Origin of the sequence: Gibbsiella quercinecans, assembly GCF_002291425.1 — a bacterium.
GTDB lineage: Bacteria > Pseudomonadota > Gammaproteobacteria > Enterobacterales > Enterobacteriaceae > Gibbsiella > Gibbsiella quercinecans.
Map to the genome: position 1 here is coordinate 3,106,046 of NZ_CP014136.1, position 18,507 is coordinate 3,124,552.

9 protein-coding genes, 1 tRNA gene and 1 pseudogene are annotated in these 18,507 nt (G+C 46.0%); 7 read left to right on the plus strand and 4 right to left on the minus strand.

Going from position 1 to position 18,507, the window contains the following annotated elements; translation table 11 throughout:
- Position 1: 1 nt before the first annotated feature.
- The 3 genes from fucP to deoC all read right to left on the minus strand — a co-directional run bounded on the left by fucP (position 2) and on the right by deoC (position 3,689).
- Positions 2-1,333 carry an L-fucose:H+ symporter permease gene (gene fucP, locus ACN28Q_RS14450; protein ID WP_095846976.1) on the minus strand — a complete coding sequence of 444 codons (1,332 nt, stop codon included), beginning with the start codon at positions 1,331-1,333 and terminating at the stop codon, positions 2-4.
- The gene (locus ACN28Q_RS14455; protein WP_095846977.1) at positions 1,330-2,859 is read right to left on the minus strand and encodes a xylulokinase; all 1,530 of its coding nucleotides are present in this window, start codon (positions 2,857-2,859) and stop codon (positions 1,330-1,332) included. The genes fucP and ACN28Q_RS14455 overlap by 4 nt, the downstream gene beginning before the upstream one ends.
- 80 nt (positions 2,860-2,939) lie before the next feature.
- Entirely contained in the window at positions 2,940-3,689 is a 750-nt protein-coding gene (gene deoC, locus ACN28Q_RS14460) for a deoxyribose-phosphate aldolase (protein WP_095846978.1), read from the minus strand.
- Positions 3,690-3,943: 254 nt separating this feature from the next.
- On the opposite strand from deoC, the gene ACN28Q_RS14465 reads away from it, so the two are divergent.
- The 7 genes and pseudogenes from ACN28Q_RS14465 to ACN28Q_RS14495 all read left to right on the plus strand — a co-directional run bounded on the left by ACN28Q_RS14465 (position 3,944) and on the right by ACN28Q_RS14495 (position 17,222).
- Positions 3,944-4,028, plus strand: a tRNA-Leu gene (locus tag ACN28Q_RS14465).
- 199 nt (positions 4,029-4,227) lie between these two features.
- Positions 4,228-5,493 (plus strand): annotated as a pseudogene (locus tag ACN28Q_RS14470) (tyrosine-type recombinase/integrase).
- Positions 5,494-5,711: 218 nt separating this feature from the next.
- Complete coding sequence (dptF, locus tag ACN28Q_RS14475; protein ID WP_095846979.1) at positions 5,712-7,361, plus strand: DNA phosphorothioation-dependent restriction protein DptF; 1,650 nt, start codon at positions 5,712-5,714, stop codon at positions 7,359-7,361.
- 4 nt (positions 7,362-7,365) lie between these two features.
- On the plus strand, positions 7,366-8,688 hold the full coding sequence (gene dptG, locus ACN28Q_RS14480) for a DNA phosphorothioation-dependent restriction protein DptG (RefSeq protein ID WP_095846980.1): 1,323 nt from the start codon (positions 7,366-7,368) through the stop codon (positions 8,686-8,688).
- Positions 8,669-13,753 carry a DNA phosphorothioation-dependent restriction protein DptH gene (gene dptH, locus ACN28Q_RS14485; RefSeq protein ID WP_095846981.1) on the plus strand — a complete coding sequence of 1,695 codons (5,085 nt, stop codon included), beginning with the start codon at positions 8,669-8,671 and terminating at the stop codon, positions 13,751-13,753. Before dptG ends, dptH begins: the two co-directional genes overlap by 20 nt.
- A 129-nt stretch (positions 13,754-13,882) precedes the next feature.
- Complete coding sequence (locus ACN28Q_RS14490; RefSeq protein ID WP_131928980.1) at positions 13,883-15,949, plus strand: ParB N-terminal domain-containing protein; 2,067 nt, start codon at positions 13,883-13,885, stop codon at positions 15,947-15,949.
- Positions 15,936-17,222, plus strand: coding sequence for a hypothetical protein (locus ACN28Q_RS14495; RefSeq protein WP_095846983.1), 1,287 nt, complete (start codon positions 15,936-15,938; stop codon positions 17,220-17,222). Before ACN28Q_RS14490 ends, ACN28Q_RS14495 begins: the two co-directional genes overlap by 14 nt.
- Positions 17,223-17,234: 12 nt before the next feature.
- Here ACN28Q_RS14495 and ACN28Q_RS14500 read toward each other — a convergent pair whose 3' ends face one another.
- Positions 17,235-18,377, minus strand: coding sequence for a PIN-like domain-containing protein (locus ACN28Q_RS14500; RefSeq protein WP_131928979.1), 1,143 nt, complete (start codon positions 18,375-18,377; stop codon positions 17,235-17,237).
- Between the last annotated feature and the right edge of the window lie 130 nt (positions 18,378-18,507).

Genomic DNA, 18,507 nt, shown 5'->3' on the forward strand with positions numbered 1-18,507 from the left:
ACTAAATCCCCTTTTTCACACAGTAGAAGCCGTAGAAGGCGACATAGGCGAAGCAGATCAGCGGCACGGCGAAGGCGATCTGCATATTGCCGCCGTGGGCATCGGAAATGATCCCCATGATCAACGGCACCACCGCGCCGCCGATGATCGACATCACCACGATCGAGCCGGCGATTTGCGTTTCCTCCCCCAGCCCCTTGATGGTGAGGCCGAAGTTGGTCGGCCAGCACAGCGCCATACAGAAATTGGTGCCCATGATGGCAACCACGGCAACCAGGCTTTGAATGCTGACGGCAAACAGCAACAGGAACACGCAGAGCGAGCAGAACACGCCAAGCAGCAACGCCGGGTTGAATTTCTTCATCAGCGCGGTGGTGACTACCTTGCCGGCGCAGTAGCACACCAGCGTGGCCAGCAGCCAGTAGGTGGCGGAGTGCTCGGTCGTGCCCTGTTCGATGATCTGCACAAAGCGGATGGTGAAGCTCCACAGCCCCACCTGCGCGCCGACATACAGGAACTGCGACAGCACGCCGAAGCGAAAGCGCGGCAGCGCCAGCAGAATTTTCAGCGACTGTATCAGCGGCTTGCCCACGCCGTTGTGCGCGCGTTGTGTTTTGCAGGCGGGGAATTTGACCGCCACGAAGATCAGCGCCAGCACCACCAGCACGGCGCCGATGATCAGATATGGCGTTACCACCTGCGACACCATTTGCGTGCGCGTGGCCTCGGCCTGTGCCAGCGGCATTTGCAGCAGTTCGGCGTGAGAGGGATCGTTTTTGCCGAATACCAACTGCTGGCCGATCAGCACGCCGAAAATGATCCCCAGCGAGTTGAAGATCTGCGAGAAGTTAATGCGCTGGGTAGAGGTTTCCAGCGGCCCCAGCAGGCTAGAGTAGGTATTCGCTGAGGTTTCGAGGAACGACAGGCCGGTGGCGATGATGCCGAGGCAGGCCAGGAACGCGCCATAGGTCATCATCATTGCCGCCGGGATAAACAAGAAACAGCCCAGCGCATACAGGCACAGCCCGATGACGATCGCCACTTTGTAGGAGTAGCGTTTGATTACCGCGGCGGCGGGCAACGCCATCAGGAAATACCCGAGGAAGAAGATCGATTGCACCAGCGCGGTTTGCGTATCGGAGAGATCGAAACCCTTTTTGAACTGGGCGATCAGGATATCGTTCAGGTTGCCGGCCATCCCCCACAGGGCAAACAGGCAGCAGACCAGCATCAACTGCAGCCAGGGCGTGGCGGGCAGGTAGGCGCTGCGGTCGATGCTTTCCGCCGCGGCGTGCTGCGCCCCCTCGCTTTTGTTAATCAGAGAGTCGCTCATTGTGGTGTTCCTTTATCCGCAGAAAAAGAGAACGAGCTAATAACGTCAAGCTGTTCGTAGAGAGGCTGCGCCTGGTGGTAGAGCCGTTCGAACAGCTCAAAGCAGCGCATATAGTGTTCGTGCTGCCGGGGATCCGGCATAAATTCCCGTTCAACGCTGACGGTGCGCTTCACGCCTTCGGCAAAACTGTTGAACAGGCCGATACCGACGCCGGCGATAATTGCGCAGCCGGTGGTGCCGTTTTCCTGGTTGCGGGTTTGCAGCAGCGGCAGGTTGTAGACCGAGGCTTTGATCTGCAGCCACAGCGCGCTGCGGGCGCCGCCGCCGGAGGCAATGATCGCCTCCGGCGGTTGCGCGCAGCGCTGCAACTGCCGCAGGTTGTGCAGCGAGGCCAGCGCCACGCCTTCCAGCACGGCGCGGTAGAGGTGCCCTTGCCGGTGTTTGCGCTGCAGGCCGAAGAACTGCGCGCGTGAATTGGTGTGCGCAGCCAGGCGTTCGCCGGTGAGGTAGGGCAGAAAAATCAGCCCTTCGGCTCCAGGGGCGATCTCGGCCGCCAGAGCGAGCATTTGCTGGTGGCTGAACTGGCTGTCGTTCAGTGCCATACGCGCCCAGCGCATGGCATCGCCGCCTGCATCCAGAATGGTGAAGCCGCCCCAGGCCGGATTGGCCAAGTGCAGGTTGTTCACCCAGGGATCGTGCAGCGGCTTACTGGCCACCATCGTCAGCAACGTGGAGGTGCCGGTGCTGTCGGAGGCGGCGCCGGGTTGATAGACGCCGGAACCCAGCAGCGTGGCGGCCATATCCGCCGCCCCGGCCACCACCGGGATGCCCACCGGCAGACCGGTGGCCGCCGCTGCCGTGGGGCCGATCTGGCCGATGATATCGCTGGAGAGGTACAGCGCCGGCAGTTGATCCGCCCGCAGATGAAAATGGCGCAGAGCGGGTTCCGACCAGGTTAGCGTGCCGCTATCGAGCAGATAATAACAGGAGGCTTCGCTGTAATCGGTGGCGCGGGCGCCGCAGAGCCGGAAGTTGATGTAGTCTTTCGGCATCAGCACCGTGGCAATGCGTGCCCACTGATCGGGGTGGTGTTCGCGCAGCCAGGCCAGTTTGAACGCCGGCCAGGCGGCCGTCGGCGGGTTATTCAGCATCGCCAGCCAGCTTTCCGCCAGCCCTTGCTGTTTAAAGCGATCGACCTGCGATTGTGAGCGTTTATCGTTCCACAGCAGGGCGCGATCGACCACCAGTTCGCCTGCGGCATCCAGCAGCACGGTGCCGTGCATTTGCCCGCAGACGCCAACCGCGGCGATGCGCGGGCGGTGTTCGGCAAAGCGTGCCAATAGCTCTTGCAGGCACTGGCAGGCGCTTTGCCACCACAACGAAGGCGGTTGCTCCGCCCAGCCTGCCTGCGGCGTGATTTGATCGTATTCGCGCTGCGTGAAGCCGAGGATTTGCCCGGTATTTGTGACCAGCCCGGCGCGGGTACTGCCGGTGCCGACATCAAGGGTAAGAAGTATATCTTTCATTATTATCACTCCCGTTTTGGGCGGCGGGCGCCGCCCCTAGAAGCGTTATGCTGATGGCGCCAGAGGCCGCCTATCAGGTTTTAGTTATCGTGCAGCTCCGGGAACAGGCTGGGATCCTGCTCCAGTTGTTCCAAGACTTTTTGGGTGGTGGCGGCGCTCATGCCGAAGCGGCGCACGCCCAGGCGATACAGCGCCCGGATGGTGGCCAGATCGCGAATGCCGCCGGCCCCTTTTATCTGGATGCGGCCGCGCAGCTGATCGGCGATGATCGCCACTTTTTCCACCGTGGCGCCGGTCGGCGCCCAGCCGGTGGCGGTTTTCACCCAGGCCATGCCGACCTCAACGGCGATTTCGCACAGCGTGCGTATCTGTTGTTCATTCAGGTAGTGCGTTTCCAGAATGACTTTGGCTGGCACCGGTGCGGCGGCTTCCACCACGCGGCGCAGATCCTGGCGCACGTAGTCGTAATCGCCGGAGAGCACTTTGCCGATATTCACCACCATATCGACCTCGCGCGCGCCGTCGGCAATCAACTGGCGGACCTCCTGAACTTTGATATCGGTGGCGTGCGCCCCGCCAGGGAAGCCGACCGGCCCGCCGATCATGACGTCTGCCCGGCCCTGTTCGGGCAGCAGCGTGCTGAGAAAGCGCGTCCAGCAGGGCAGCACGTGGACGGAAATGATGCGGTAGTGGGTGGCCAGCGCGGCGCAGTGGCGGACATCTGCTTCGGTGTTGGTGGCCTGCACGGCACTGAGATCGATAAGCCGGGCCATACGTTGAGTGATGTTATTCATTGCCATATCCTGATTTTTGTTTTCATTTAATTTCATATTCGCACTGTATTTGTTTTCAAATGCATTTGGTAACGCATTTATCCGCAAACGTGATCTGTTTTGCAGTTTTTTTGTTCAATTGCTTTCACCGCGGGGGAGGTAGACAGGGAAGGGCGATTTTGGGCGGGGAAGGGGTGGGAAAGGCGGGGTATGACGTTTTTTTCAGCATTCAACCCATTGAATGCTTGATAACTCTTGCGTGCCGATCGCTGGCAGGTATAATGCACCCGTTTTCCGCATACTACTTCAGTGCCGAAGTGGCGAAATCGGTAGACGCAGTTGATTCAAAATCAACCGTAGAAATACGTGCCGGTTCGAGTCCGGCCTTCGGCACCATCGGAACATCAATAGACGTCAACGGACGTCTTTTTTTGTGCCTGAAATCCAGTATCCGCAAGGCTTTCCTCGCTTTTTCACTCAACAGAAGTCAATCTGAGTCAACCCACATCAAGTCGCTTGTGAGTATAGAACCGAGTATATATGTTGGTTCGATAATGGTTGTATACTCACTTCGGCACATGGAAGGAGAACTTTTATGGCTCTGACAGATATCAAAGTGCGTTCTGCAAAACCACAGGAAAAGGAGTATACCCTTGCCGATGGGGATGGCATGTTTTTGCTCATTCACCCTAACGGCTCCAAATACTGGCGGTTCCGCTTTCGCTTTGGTGGTAAGCAGCACCTGATGGCATTTGGGGTTTATCCTGAAACGTCACTGGCTGATGCTCGTCAAAAAAGGGAAGAGGCCAGAAAGCTTGTTGCTGCAGGCATAGATCCCCGTGAACACAAACGTGCAGTGAAAGAAGAGCAGACGAAAGAGGCTATTACCTTTGAGTCAGTTGCCAGAGAGTGGCACGCAGCAAATAAAAAATGGACAGAAGAACATAGCCGACGGGTGCTGAAGAGCCTGGAAGATAATTTGTTCCCAGCAATTGGGAAGCGGAGTATTGATAGTTTTAGCACGCGCGATCTCCTTGCACCTATCAAAGTAGTTGAGGCTACAGGGCGTCTTGAAGTGGCTTCGTGTCTTCAGTAGCGTACCAATGCGATTATGCGTTATGCAGTGCAAAGCGGTTTGATCTATTACAATCCTGCTCAGGAGATGGCTGGGGCAGTTGCTTCAAGTAATCGTGTTCATCGTCCGGCACTCGATCTTAAACGCCTACCAGAACTACTTCACCAAATTGATGGCTACACAGGGCGACCGTTAACGCGTCTGGCGGTTGAGCTTACGTTGCTAATTTTCATCCGGTCTAGTGAGCTGCGCTTTGCTCGATGGTCTGAGATCGATTTTGAAACGGCAATGTGGACGATACCGGCTGAACGAGAAGCTATCGAATGGGTAAAGCATTCACAGCGTGGCTCGAAAATGCGTACTCCCCATCTGGTGCCGTTATCTCGGCAGGCACTGGATATCCTTAAACAGGTTCATAATCTCAGTGGAAATCGTGATTTTGTTTTCGTCGGAGATCACAATCCTCGTAAACCGATGAGTGAAAACACAGTGAACAAGGCGCTGCGCGTTATGGGGTATGACACTAAGGTAGAGGTTTGTGGGCATGGTTTCAGGACAATGGCCTGTAGCTCGTTGATTGAATCAGGGTTGTAGTCGAGGGATGCGGTAGAGCGTCAGATGAGCCATATGGAGCGTAACTGTGTGCGTGCTGCTTACATTCATAAGGCGGAGCATTTGGATGAACGCAAACTAATGCTGCAATGGTGGGCTGATTTCCTGGATGCGAATCGGGAGATGGGGATTACGCCGTTTGACTATGCAAGAATCAATCAGGGTAATAATTAGTGTATATGTTTAATTAAGGTACAACTAATTAACCAGCCTCCAAAATGAGGCTGGTTAATGGATGGATTTGACCCGCCATCTCTGGACGTGTTTTGTGTATGGATAGGAAAAAGATACCATGTTAAAATTGCTCGTAATGAATGTGTCAAAGAGCCTATAGATATCAGTGGGTAGCTTTTATAGAATAGGTGTATTCCTACTTTAGAGAACATGAAGTTATGAGCGCAATCACATTACGTAAAGCGTTGGGTGTACTTGCGAAGTCATCCTCGTTTTCCGTTACCACCGTGACACACCGCCAGAAAGATGAGTTCGATCAGTTGAAGGAACAACTCTTTGTTAAACAAGAGATTGAAACTGAATTACAACGTTATTTAGATGTTGCTAAGCCTGGGGAAATCATTTTTTTGTGTGGTAGTAGCGGGGATGGAAAGTCCGAAATTTTAACCCGTTGCCAATCAGAACCGCGTTATCAGCAGCGATTTAGTTTCCATCTGGATGCCACACATAGCTTTGCCCCTCAGCAATCAGCCATTGATGCGTTGAATGATTTATTTACTAACCATCATCAGCAATCATCTCCACTGCTCATTGGTATCAACACCGGGATGCTCGCTAACTTTGCCAGAGAAGGCGCTGAATGCCACCATGCGATCCGATCTGCAATTGACTCATTTTTATCAGCGCAGCAGGATGCAAGCCGTCCTTACCATAACGAAAATTGTTCTTTTTTTGATTTTGAACATTATCCTAAATTCCAGTTTGACGAAAATAAACAATACTCATCATTTATTAAAAATTTATTAGATAATCTAACCCGTGATGATGATAATAATTTGTTTCAGTTTATTTTTCGGCGCGATGAATCAGTTAGTCCAGACCTGAGAGAAGTCGCGAATTTTAAATTGCTTTGCATACCTGGTGTGCAGAATGTGTTAATTACGCAGCTCTTTAAAGCGCGATTAATTAAAGATCAATTTGTAACGACCAGAACGCTGCTGGATTTTTTGCATCACCTGCTAATGGGACCTGGTTACTTATTTGATAACCTCTTCAGCGGTGCGGAAAATGACCTGATTAAAAAAGTTTCCGATTTTGATCCCGCTAGATTACATACCTATGAGCTCGATCAGTTCATTTTGCGCTATGAGCTTGGACTGGTTGACGCTGATCTCGACGATTTTTTGACCGCACTTGAGCCATTGCATATTAAGTTTGATCGCCAGTGCGTTAAGCCTGGTGACGCAACCTCGTTGATCCGGCTTTTTTGGCTGCTACAACACGAATCGCTGGGGAATGATTATCATCAGAGATTTTCCGCGTTCTTTAACGAATCGCTGTTTGAACGTTACTCAGAAATCTGGCACCTGCATAGAAATTACACAGCAGATCCGGAGCAAAAAAGGTCACTGAATCGCTTCTATACTTTCGAACTTATCGCGGGTATCCAGCGCTATGCGAACCGCAAAGCGCCTGAATTAAGTATGCAAAAAGAAGAGTTCTTTTTGGGGGAATTTGGTGGGGTTAAGATAACCGCACCGGTAGAGGTGAAGCCTGATTGGGATGCCATTCGCAATAAACATACGGCCCATCCAACTGGCTTCGATGTTTATTTAAAAGTGGGGAAAAATCCACTGCCGCATGTCCATATCGGACTTAATCTTTTTGAACTATTAAACAAGCTGAATAATGGCTATCGTCCGAATAAATACGATAAAAACGCCATTGTATTACTAGATGAAATTGTTGAGTTGATTGCAGAGCAGGCTAAATCCAACAATGAAATTAAATTTTATGATGGCGGACAACGGGTTTATCGCGCAAAGGCGGATGACGACATGATCACTATTAGCGGTATGGAGAGCTAGCATAATGTATCCTATCGCAACCGCGTTAAAAGTGGGTAACAATCAAGTGGATAGTTATCTGCCAGTTCGCAATAAAAACAACGATGTTAGCTGGCAATTTGTCACCGGCCTGGTCCTTAGCTATGCCCTGAAACGCAAAATCGAAGCCTACGATCCTGATCAATTCCGTGAAGATTGTAAAACACATATGCAGGAGCTGCTTGATGAGCCTGCATTCTGGTCCGTTCTGGAACGGATGTATTTTTCCAGTCAGGATATTTTCCGTGTCTCCCCACTTTTTTTATTGTTTCACGCTCAGTTTGTGGGTGAAAAAATAAGCGCGGGTTCAACAGCAGATAAACGTCTTGGTACGCTGTTTGCCAATTTGATGGGCGACTTCAGTCTTCGTTATCCCATACGGGATAGACTGAACTTCATTGAGCAGCAAATGCTGAATAAGCTCAATGAAAAAATAAAGCTGTTAGGGAAAGGGCCGTTTACCGAAGAGCAACCTTATCTTCCGTATATGGTCACGTGTTTTCAGTCCGATCTGGCGTTTCTGGCGGAACATCCACAGTACCTTTTACAGGAATTGACCAACACCCTGCGTTTGTACGCCTTTAGCTGGTGTGCTCAATTGGCGCTCAATCTGGACAACTGGCAAGACGGCGAACCACAAAGCAAATCACTGTTTTTTATTCTTGATAGCGAAAAAGCCAGCTCCGAGCGAGAAAAGGTGAAGCGTTATGGCTACAAGCTGTTCGCCAGCCAGAGCGAAAAACTTTTCCCAGTGCTCTCTGCGTTGGAGGTTTTACAATGGGGAAAAGGACAGAAAAAGCGTCCGTTATGGCAGATTTATCAAGACACTCTGAATGATTCAGACTCATCTTCTCAGGTATTAAATGACCTTAACGATTATTTGCAGGACTTTATTGTGGATCGCGGCCTTCCGCTTCGTGACTGCGCAACAAATCTGGAAAGTGCCTTCAAACAGCTATTATCCGTTGCCGTAGAGCAGTTCCAAGGTAAAAAAACTGACCGCGCGACGGTAAATCGTAAATACGTTAATGAGCTGGAAAACCAGATTTGTACTGACTTCATTCAGGTGCGCGGTCGGGCGGGGAAAGTGCTGGTGCTGAATCAGGATCGTCTTCTGTTACTGACAAATCTCACCGTGGGTAAAAATGACAAACTCCGCTTGCATGAACTGCTGCGTGGTTTTGAACAGCGCGGTTTTTATCTGGATAACCAGTCGGCGCAAACGCTGGTGGCGTTTTATGAACGCATGGGAAATGTAGAGCGAATGAGTGACAGTGGAGACGCCGTGTATGTCCGTAAAACAGTATGAAACCTATCTGGCGGAAACCTTTATTGAATGGGTTGGCGGTATCATCCAGCCGGGCGAGCGCTACCAGTTCAAATCTCCCGATCCCGATAATGCTTTAAAACTCTGGGAAGCATTCGTCTCTCTGTCGGACTGCAATCAGCTGGAAATTGCACCAGGGCAACATATTGATTGCCTCCCCTGCAATGGCATTCAGCTTATTCCGGTACTGCACGGTGCTGAGGCTCCGGCATTCACAGAAAACTATATTTCTCATCTGCGCGATAAAGTGGCCGGGCGCAGCGGCGTTTTTGCCCAAACGGCGCTGTTGATTATTCATAATAGTATGCTCGATACCCTGATTAACAGCACGAAAGATGTGGCGGCACCTGATGCTATCTGGTATCCACAAACCTTCAGCCATCAACTGGAAAAACTCATTACCACAGACAGTAACCGTTCGGAATTATCCCGCTGTTTGCTGGATGATCAACTGGCGACGGTACTGGATGAAGGCGCTACCGTATTTGGTTTCTCGTCGCTGTATCGCTTGCTGGATGATGGCAATCTGGATTTCTCCGAGCTTCATCTATTTAAAGATGATGAACTGCTGAACTATAGCCAGAAACAGCTACGCACCCGGCTGAATGAAAACCGGAAATTATATCGCCAGATAGAAGACAGCGTTGAACGCTACAGCGGGCAACTGGAGAACGTGTTGACTGAATTCAGTACAAAATTCATTCAGGAGCACTTTGTCGATAAAGAAGACTGGCGTGAGCTCGATTTCTCAGAGTACAGGAAAGAGAAAGAGCAGAATAGCGAACAAAAACTGGTGCTGGAAAACGTTTCTGTCGAAAACGGTGAGATTTGGCAACGGGCGAAAAGTGCTAGTAAGGCGGGAAAACGCGACATCAGCCTGCTGGTGCAGGTGCAGCCAGGACAATCAAAAGTTGAGCTGGAGTTCAGCTTTCAAGGAAACGATCTTCAGGATAACCAGATAAAGATTGCCCATCATCGCCAGTTAAAGAACACGCCTTTCTGGCGCACCAGCCGGGCTGGAGGCAAGACTTCCCGTATTATGGCGTCGGTGCCTTTTGACGGGCATCCCTGCTTCTTTAGTCTCGAACTGACCAACCGCAATAATTCAGCCGAAGAGTATAAATTTCGCCTGTTGTTGGTCGAGCAGGGACAATTCTGGCTAAACGATATTCAGCACTGCTACCGCGTTGAGCCAGGTAAAGACCAAATAACCCTGCAACTGGAAGATAACACGCTGCGTATTGCCGAGTCTGGTAACCTGACCTGTACGTTGGATGACGAGATCGAAGACATCGACTGCCAGCGTTATGCTCAGGTGAATTTTGAGACGCTGGCAAATCAAAGTGACCTGGTTCAGTTTGCGCTCGTTTCCGGTGATTCCCGTCTGTCGTTTAACATCGAGGGGCCGGGAGCAGAAGAAGGGCTAACGCTGCCGCTGCTTTTTGACCAGAGTCGTTTCAATAAGTTGTTCAAAGAAGAGGGCAATGCGACCTGGAACCGACTGAAAGGGCGCATCATACTCGATAATACTGAACACAAGGTTGTAGGTGTACGCCAGCAGTTGTTGATACTGGAAGCCTCATTAATTGAGCGACGTCTGCTGGGTACGGGAAGTGACGATAGCGAGTTTGTGCTGGATGAACTTCTTGCCAGTTATCCTGATCTCCATAACGCCTATGAGCAGTTATTTGCCTACTATCATCGTCGTAACACCCTGCCGAGTCTGGTGTCGTGGTCAGCGGAATATCGCACGCTGGTCAGGTACATTGTTACTACGTTTGAACAGTCACTCCAGCAAATCGGCCTGAGTAGAGCACTGACAGCGCAGGAGAAACGTCTTCTGCATCTTGGGATCTGCCGCAATGATAGCCATGAGCGTCTCTCACCACTGCACCCATTAGTGCTGGCCTACCATCTACAACTGGCAGAAACTATCGTTGCGGAGTCGGAACAGAACGATTCGGCTTCATTTACCACACTCCCGCCGATCACTCTTGATCGCTTGATGGTTTCCGGGTTAATGCCGTTTGTTTACCATAGTGAGCATGAATACGCGCAACTACAGCCGGTGGAGGGAAACCGCTTCTGGATTGATGCGGTTCCTCAGCGGCAGGTCAGCCATGACTACGTTAAACGTCTGGTAAAAGACAAACTCAATGAGTTCACGGACGCTTACGCCCGGTTGTTCCAGAGCGCTGAAAACAGTGCGTTGATTATCAATGCCATTAATCAAGGGAATGCCAAAGAACTGTTTCTGGGATTAGTAGAATATTTTAAGCAAGAAAAAGAGCACGCTATTTCGGTTCATGTGAACTGCTACGATGAGCGTTTGCTACCCAATATGTTCGATCACTTTGCCGAAAGTGGTAGCTATGAGCAGCTTAAAAACGATCTCGATCTGAACAGCGGCGTATGGCGGGCGGAAGCCGATATGCTGATTGACCTGCTGCGTAGCCGGTTAACGTTCAGCAAGTTTGTCCTGCCGTCAGAAAGCGACAAGCTGGCCTATGCACATCTGGCATTTTTCACCAATACAGCACCTGTGGATTGCCGCCAGATCCGCATTGAAGATGCGTCCAGCGGGGTATTGTGTCATGGGTTGATCGCTGGGGAAGGTGCCGAAACGCAGGGGGATGCTTACTTTACCGCGTTTGGACTGCGTGATGTGGATACTGAGTCCTACTGCGCCCTGCGTCTTGCCCGACTAATCGGCTGCCTGTGGCAACCCGCACGTCAAAGCAACAGCCAGTATCATGGACAAGGGATCGGCCTGGCTGTGAGCGGCAATTTTAAACAGCTGCTCAATTACTCCTACAATAGCGCGCTCTGGACCACCATTATTGATCCAAAAGTCACTCTCGACTTTTTCACCAGTCAGAAAGATGTGGTGCTTATCCACTATTCTGACCAGTACACCAGTTGCGCAGGCTACGATGCAGTCACCGTCACGAAGCAGGTTGATTTGTTCCTGCGGTTGCTCCAGACCGGAAGCCAGTCAGGGCAACCTGCTGTTGATAGTCAGCATTTGCTGGCTGAATTTAACGCCTTTAATGGCGAATGGCTGCTGAAAATGCTGCGCTCCAGTGAAAGGGAGCGGAAAGAGAAACACGGCATTATAGGCGCGTACAAATTTGTGCAATCCATGCTGCACCAGTCCGATATTTGCTGGATTCCGTTATCGGTGGCCGAAATGATCCGTGTGTCCGGCAATGTCGGGCTGAAAATGAAAGGGAGTGATTTATCCAGAAATTCACAGGGTTATCGTAACGGTGCAATCTCTGATGATGTGCTCTTTGTCGGGTTCAAAGAAAACCGCCTCTATTTGTTGCCGCTGGAAGTCAAAACCGGGGCTCGACCGGACTACGGCTATGCAGGCCAACAGGCTTGTGAGCTAAAACGTTATTTACAGCAGGACATTCTGGAACCACAAACGCTGGCATCACAATTGTACCGGGCGCTCTTTATTCGTCAGGTGCTGATGCAGGTGGAGAAGCTGCGCCTGTACGGTGTGCTGGACAGCAACAAACTGGCTCCCTTGCTGGATCGACGCGAATGGTGGTTAACGGGCGACTATCAGTTAGGTGAGTTGGCCGACTATGTGGACGGCTTCGTCGTGGCGCATGTGGACAGCGCAACCTGTTTCGATCTCTCTTATAAAGAGACAGCGGAGAATATCTTACAGATCGAAATCCCTTATTCACTGCTGCCTTCGTTGATTGCTGCGCAAGGGGATGAACCACCGTTGGCGGAACGTTACCGGGTGCCGGAAAAATACCGGCTTAAGCCAGAGTGTGATGCCAGTCCGTCACAACCCGAAGTCGTGGTAGAAGTCACAACGCCGACTGCTGCACAGTCCATTTCGGAACCTGAGTCGGAGTCGTTACAGCCTGCTGTACCGGTGGTGACACCTGATATTAGCGATACTCCATTACAGATCCTGTTTGGTCATGATGCTGCGCGTCAGAGCCCATTACATTGGGAGCCAACCAACACCGCGAAGTTCATGAATACCAATACCGGCATTATTGGAACGATGGGCACCGGTAAAACCCAGTTTACTAAATCGCTGGTCACACAGTTGATGCGTAATCAGTCCTGTAACGTTGATGGTAAACCTATTGGTTTGCTGATCTTCGACTACAAATCAGACTATGTGGACGAGGCTTTTCTTGATGCCACGGGTGCTAAAAAGTACAAGTTATTTAAGCTGCCTTACAACCCCTTATCTCTGTTTGGCGACACGCCAATGCTACCAATCCATACTGCTGGTGGGCTATCGGAAACGATGGCGAAAGCCTATGGGCTGGGCCATAAACAGCAGCTCAAATTAGAAAATCTGATTTTAGAATGCTACGAAGCGGCAGGCATTTCGCCGGAAGATCCGACAACATGGTCACGGACTGCGCCGACGATTGAAGATGTATGGCAGCGCTTCCTCGATCAGGAGAAGGTTGAAGAGGATTCGCTTTACGCAGCACTTTCTAAACTGGCGCGTTACAAGATATTCGAGACCATCCCGGAGAAGATGACCAGCTTGTATGAATTGATTGACGGCGTCACCGTGATTGAACTTGCTGGCTATCCGCCAGAAGTGCAAAACCTGGTGGTTGCGCTAACGCTGGATCTGTTTTACGCACAGATGCAAAAGCGCGGTAAACCAGTGGTGCGAGGGGATTATCGTCAGCTCACCAAAATGATTCTGGTGGACGAAGCCGATAACTTTATGCGTCAGGATTTTTCCAGCTTGCGTAAGATCCTTAAAGAAGGCCGTGAGTATGGCGTTGGTGCGATCCTGTCAACGCAGGAGATTACTCACTTTAAGACCGGGGAAAATAATTATGCCTCCTATATTTTGACCTGGGTAATCCATCGTGTTTCTGAGATTAGGAATGCGGATATTAAGGCGGTATTTAACGTCGATGATAAAGGTGAGCAGGAGTCTTTGATGGGGCAGATTCGGCAGCTTGAGAAGCATTTCAGCCTGTATGTTGATGGGGATAAGCGGGTTAATAAGATGCGTGATCGGGCGTTTTGGGAGTTGATCTAGTGTCAGTTATTGAAGTGTTAGAAGACGTACTAAAAAACATAGTTGATTACTTCAATTAACCAAGCTTGCGATCTCTCTATGGTGGCCGTAACCTTAGGGCGGTAGCATTGAAAATCAAGGGGAGTTATTGTGTCAGGAATCAGAAGAAGTACTACAACTGGCTATACATACGCATTTGAAAAGGCAGGATCTTTTGGAATATTCAGTTCTAATGGCTCTGTTCCAGTTGAATATATGATGACATCATTCTCTGTGGATGATCTTGCGCAGTTATCTTACTCGAAAGATATTAATACCGATTTAAATTTTGATTATTTAATACAGCGAGATATTGATGAGGAAAGAGCTAGGGTCGAAATAAGTCAATATATCAGTTCTAGCGAAGATCTAGTTCAGAAAGATATTGTGTTCTTACCCCCTTTGCTTGTCTCCATCGTAAATGTTGATTCAAACAATAAGCTTATAGACTATTATCCTAATTGCAGTTTGAATAGTACAGATGATAATGGGGTAATATTTGAGCGAGTTTGGCCAGGTATATTTAAAATTCGTAATTTTGAAATACAAAATGGTAAAGCTATATCTGTAAAGTATTCTGGTTCAGAAATAAAAGATGAAGTCATTACGGTCGATATTAATCAGGCGATTATAAATATTAACAGTACAAGAGAAGGTGTCGCTGGAGCTAGACTTGTAGTTATTGATGGACAGCATCGACTTTTTGCTCTTAATTACTTAAGAAAAGAACATCCGGATAAAATAAAAAACATAGTGGTTCCGGTTTGTATTGTTTACTCTCCATATTCTACATTAATTAACTCAACTGTAGCAAAAATACCAACTATTCCAGAGGTTTTAAGGAATTTATTTGTTGATATTAACTCTACTGTAGAAAGAGTCAGTGGACATTTCCTTACCTTACTTTCGGACAGAACATTAGGCTCTATAATATGCAGGGAATTCTGTAAAAAAATATTAAGTGAAAGACAGGAGTATGGATTAGGGTTAATTGAATGGAATACTAAAAAGCATAAAGAATCTCTCGAAATTTCTAGAGATTACACAATAACAAGTATTGGTGTTATCAATAATATCCTAGAGGATTGTTTTGGGACAAGAAATGGAATAAAAATACTAACGTCAATTTTAGGGATCCGAGAGTCAGCTACTGAATTTGATTTCTCAGAATTCGAGAGCGACGAATATGATGAGGAAAATATCGTTTCAAATATTCCGGAAACTTTTCCATGGAGTGGTTTCCTATCGAAGCATAAACCCATTTTAACGAAATTAGTAAATGAAACTCTAACTAAAACATTAGTTACTTTATTTTTTGAGACGAAATTTTTTGCAGACTACTACGACAACTTAAGAGTTTTTTTTGAAGAGCAAGAGGCGCAAATTAAATCGAATAGAAGTTGTGACTCAGGGGTGTTTTATTTTGCAAAAAAACATATTTTACTTAATGACCCAGAAACAAAAAAATCATTACCATTAATAAATGAATTAATCTCAGAGTTAAAAAGTCGAAAAGAAAAAATTGTCCCAAGTCTTGCTTCTAAATCAATATGCCATAAAGCTATGGTTGAAGCTTGGTTTTTATTATGCTCTAAATTAATTGTACACAAGAAAGATCTTAAAATTGTTGATAAAATAATACAGTACTGCGTTGAAAGTGCATTCTCACCAAATGTTCAGTTATTTAACGAGCAGAGGCTATTTATACAAGATACAATTTATATTAATCAGAGAATTAAAGTAACAAAAGTGGCCAGAAGGCAAATTGTCAGATTGTTTTTCTCACAATTACTTCTAAAGGCTAATATTGAAAGATTAGTAAACGACTTAAAAATCGATAATGAACTTCAAGATATTCTCATTAAATTTGCAAAAAGCGAAGTGGGTGCATATCTTAATCAAATGAGTAAAGATAAAACTAACACATTTATTAAAACATTTCGTAGTAATTATAATCTTGATGACATTGACAGAGATAAATTACTTGCGGCTGAAGCAAACCGCACAAAAGAAATAAAACAAAAAAATGCAAGCGAGGTATATACTGAGTTTGATAGCTTAGTAAAATTCTATACTAAAGAGGGAATAGTGAATGCTTACCAAGATTTAACAAATTGCTTAAAATCAAACGACTTTGATTTTTCATTTGATAACGAGCCTTTTGATGATGAAATTTAAAACGACAAAAGAATTATATTTCTCTATTTTATATGATGATTCCCTAGACACGAAATTATCAGCTGCCGCGGCAGCTGATTGCTTCAAAGATAAATTATTTTTCTTAATCAGCAATTCATCTGCAATTATTGAAAATGTGGTTGCATTTTTGAAAAATAATGCTGATCTAAAGTGTGATATTGTTTTACTTGATCGAAATTGGTTGCTTGATACAGTACCGTTCTTTATCCATGATATATTTGAAAGCCAAATTAAGATAACACAGATAATTCTTGAGGATAACTTAAGCCAGAAAAAAATACTTCCGAGCAAGGAAGTAATTAATTCAGCCATAAGTAAACTAATTTCTGGCGAATCAGTTGATGCCAATACCATTAGCAACCCAATAATTCGTAATAAAATATCAAATGAAGTTAAAGTGTTAATTAATGCAAGAAATTGCATTATAAATTATTATATTGGCGCAAGTGTGTTTTATCCATCGGTGAATATTTCTAAAAGAACAAAAACTGACTTTGAGGGATTAAAATTAGAAGAGTATATTACTTCATTACAGGATATAAAAAAACTAACAAATAATAATTCGCTTAAAATAAATCAATACCTAAACAAGAAACTAGCCACTTTAGGGCGATACCTTCCCGTCGTTCCACAAATACCCAATGATATTATAGACAAAACACGTCCGAGCAATTCTCTGCATGATGGTTTCCCAACAATATATAAACTGTTATCATGCTTTCAATATAAATCTGCGTTATTATCTATTGAGTATAAAAATCCTAATTCAGCTTTTTTACATTCAATAAGAACTATAGAAACATATATAGAAGGTTTTTTAATATATGCCAATATTGCAACAATTAGTGATTGCTATAAGAGGAATGCACTATTCGAAAAAGATGCGTTTTTGATTAATAATCAAAAAGTTAGTGGGTTTGGAAGGAAGTATGCCTCGGCAGGAAATATTAATAATATAAAGAATCATAAATTTTACCAGAATATCAGGGAAATGATAGATCTGAGAAATAAATTATATTTAACCCATGGAGACATGAAAGCTTGCTCAACACTAACAAAAAGATCTCTTAATTATATCATAGCTATAATAAATCATATTGACTTAGTTTCTAATCAAAAAACTCTTCCATGGAGTAAAATTTATCGAGACATAGATAAAAGTTTACGATTTGATTTTTATGGGGTAACTAAGTCATCATTATCAAATTCATTTATCCATGAAATTTATTTTCAATTGCATCGGGATGAATAAATAAAAATAATCTTACTCTGAAAAGTGATAATGCTCTGGCAGTAATTGATAAGTTGAGTCATCTAATGCCTCAAATAATATTTCTTTGCCAAGGAATAGATCTCTTTCTTTGCAATAATAATATATGGTTTTCCTGGCTGTTGCTTTCCAGTTAGCGGTTAGGGCGCGCAAAGGATTTTCTTCAATCCAAGAATATAACTCATCCAATTTCACAATTGGCCCAATAGCTCTAAAAGCTTGTAATACAAATTCTTTCCATGATGGAGATAATGACTGTTCAATGTCAGCTAAAGTAGATTTTGATATGCTGATTTTTCTTATTTTACTTGCAACTGAAATAAATTGAGTGGATGAAATAAGTCTAAAATCAACACCAGCTTTCATTGATACTTCAGTAACGAGTTCGGGTCTGGCTCCTAATATAATATTATTTTCTTTCCAACACCAATCTTCCTTTCGCTCATCGGAAACCAGAATAATTGGCCTGTTTGTACTTTTGGCTTGATTTAGTATTTCATGCCAAATTATAAAATCTGCATATTTTGATTTTATAATTAAGTCACCATATAACTTAACTTCATGTTCCTTATTTTTGGCATCTTTGAATCCAGGCGGTATTTTATTCTCAAATCTAAATTCTCCCTCCTTATAAAGAATTTCAAGTGTGTCTTTTGAAGGAATGTCACCAATTCGGCCATCAAATAAATTCATTAATTGAATCTGGACTGGATCATTTCGAAAATAATTTGGATGCTTTTCCTTAACACCCTCTATAAAAGTTCGAAACTCCTCATCGAATCGCTCAACTAAATGGGCGACATCACCATACGGTATAGAGTGATGTTGCTTATCCGAAAATAGACCTAGTACATCATCTTTAAATTTTCTACTTTTTCCTAGTAACTCATCAAATACCCTTGCTTGCTGCTGTAAAACAGTCACTCGATTGCTTTGATACTCTAGGCCGACAAAATAAGGTAGCCATATATTCTCTTTAAAATATTCAATAGCCCTTATAAAATCATCTGCAGCATTTTTAGGATATCTATATATATTAAGTAATGCACTAGTATCAAAACATATTGTAGCTTTCTTGAGCTCTATTGATTTAAGCTCTGGCAAAAAAGCCAAGTATCCTTTAAACATATTCTTCATTACCAATAACCCTCTATGCTTTCTCGGAAATCTTTTATTTTTTATAACTTCTTAAAGAGGCTTTAAAATCTTCAATTCGTGTAGCCCAATCTTGCATTAACTTCTCTAATTTTAGATGTAACATTATCAA